The organism is Geopseudomonas aromaticivorans (assembly GCF_019097855.1).
Lineage (GTDB): Bacteria > Pseudomonadota > Gammaproteobacteria > Pseudomonadales > Pseudomonadaceae > Geopseudomonas > Geopseudomonas aromaticivorans.
In genome coordinates this window covers 1-2,177 of sequence record NZ_JAHRGL010000047.1, presented here as the reverse complement: position 1 = coordinate 2,177, position 2,177 = coordinate 1, and the positions used below count along the sequence as shown (strand labels likewise).

The following is a 2,177-nucleotide window of genomic DNA, read 5'->3' as shown; positions in this document are numbered from 1 at the left end:
CTCCAACCGACCCATTCCTTCGGCCCCTACACCTCCCACTCCTTTGATTCCTCCCAACCCCCCTTCCCATTCCAACCTTTACCCTACCGTGGTGAAAGACACTAAGGCTAAAGAAAAGAAGACACCTAAGGTACTCCCTCCGGGAGAAGACCAGTTGGTTGATCTATTAACGGAGGAGCCCCCGCCATATCCGCCACTGCCGCCCCCACCAGAGGCAGAAGCGGACTCCGCCGCTGCCTTGGCGGAAGCGGCCCCTGACCCTTCACCAATGGCTTATCGACTAAGAGGTCGTAGGGAGCAGCCCGTTCCAGATTCAACCACTCTGCCCCTCCGAACTGGGCTGAACGGCCAACCTCAGTATTGGCCATTCTCAGCATCGGACCTCTATAACTGGAAAAATAATAATCCTTCTTTTTCTGCAGACCCCGTGAGGCTGACATCTCTCATAGAGTCGGTCCTCACGACTCACCAACCCACCTGGGATGATTGTCAGCAGCTGTTGCAGGTCCTCTTAACCTCGGAGGAGAAACAGCGCATGCTACTAGAAGCACGAAAGAATGTCCCAGGAGCCAACGGGCAGCCCACCCAGCTGCCCAATGAAATTGATGAGGCTTGCCCTCTTGAAAGACCTGAATGGGATTTTACTACTGAAGCAGGTAGGACCCATCTGCGTCTCTATCGCCAGTTGCTGGTAGCGGGTCTCCGGGGGGCAGGACGCCGACCTACCAATTTGGCCCAGGTAAAGCAGGTAATACAGGGGGCGGAGGAATCGCCCGCCACTTTTCTAGAGAGACTAAAAGGAGCATATAGAATGTATACTCCCTATGATCCGGAAGATCCAGGGCAGGCCACCAGCGTTTCTATGTCCTTTATTTGGCAGTCAGCCCCGGACATAAGAAACAAGCTTCAAAGGCTAGAAAATTTACAGGGATATACACTCCAAGATTTGTTGAAGGAAGCAGAACGTATTTTTAATAAGAGGGAAACACAGACAGAAAGAGAAGAACGCTGGAGGAAGGAAACCAAGGAGAGAGAGGAAAGACTAAGACACGAAGCAGAGGAAAAAGAGGTTGCAAGAGACCGTAAGCAGAATAAAGAAATGAGTAGGCTATTGGCCACAGTATGACAGGCCAGAGACAGAATAGGCAGAGGGATGACAGAAGGGGGCCCCACCTGGACAGGGATCAATGTGCTTACTGCAAAGAAAAAGGACATTGGGCAAGAGAATGCCCTAAGAACCCCCGGGCCAAGCTTCCACGGCCAAGGGCTTCTGACCTCCTGAACCTAGAAGATTAGAGGAGTCAGGGCCAGGAGCCCCCCCCCCCCTGAGCCCAGGATAACACTGCAAGTCGGGGGGCATCCGGTCACCTTCCTAGTCGATACAGGGGCACAACATTCCGTTCTGAATCGGTCACCCGGACCCCTGAGTCACCGGACTGCATGGGTACAGGGAGCTACAGGCGGAAAGCAGGACCGTTGGAACACAGATCGGCAGCTCCAGCTCGAGACCGGTAAGGTCATGCATTCTTTCCTCCATGTGCCAGATTGCCCCTACCCCTTACTAGGACGGGACCTATTGACCAAATTAAAAGCTCAAATACACTTTGAGAGGTCAGAAGTCAAAGTCACAGGGCCAGAGGGAATTCCCCTTACCATCTTGACAATGTCCATAGAAGATGAATATAGACTCCATGAAAAGAGGACTAATTCGAACAATCAGGAAACCCTTGATCACTGGCTTGCGGAATTTCCCCAAGCCTGGGCTGAAACAGGAGGAATGGGCCTTGCCATTAACCAGGCCCCAATTATAGTAACCTTAAAAGCTGCCATCCTTCCTGCATCCGTCAGACAGTATCCAATGCCTAAAGAAGCCCGCGAAGGAATTCGGCCACATATTAAAAGGTTACTTGAACAAGGGATTCTGGTGCCCTGTAAATCTCCTTGGAATACACCCTTGCTACCCGTTAGGAAGCCGGGAACTAATGACTATAGGCCAGTGCAGGATCTGAGAGAAGTCAATAAAAGGATAGAGGACATGCACCCTACTGTCCCCAACCCTTACAATTTGCTGAGTGGATTGCCACCTAACTATACCTGGTACACAGTCTTAGATCTTAAAGACGCTTTCTTCTGCCTCCGCCTACATCCCACCAACCAGCCCATATTTGCCTTTGAAT

At 51.5% G+C, this 2,177-nt stretch carries 2 protein-coding genes and 1 pseudogene; all 3 read left to right on the top strand.

From position 1 onward, the window contains the following. Window positions 1-811: 811 nt before the first annotated feature. A complete protein-coding gene (locus tag KRX52_RS21185) occupies window positions 812-1,126 on the top strand; it encodes a hypothetical protein (protein ID WP_302850386.1) in 315 nt (104 codons plus the stop codon). 165 nt (window positions 1,127-1,291) lie between these two features. Beyond that, window positions 1,292-1,543 (top strand): annotated as a pseudogene (locus tag KRX52_RS21180) (aspartyl protease family protein); the annotation flags it as partial. Window positions 1,544-1,576: 33 nt separating this feature from the next. Continuing rightward, window positions 1,577-2,177, top strand: a 601-nt coding sequence (locus tag KRX52_RS21175) for a reverse transcriptase domain-containing protein (protein ID WP_254797613.1), incomplete at its 3' end; no start/stop codon positions are given.

Coding starts and splice junctions, on each gene's coding strand:
- KRX52_RS21185 (WP_302850386.1), top strand. CDS start 812: ATGTATACTCCCTATGATCCGGAAGATCCAGGGCAGGCCACCAGCGTT.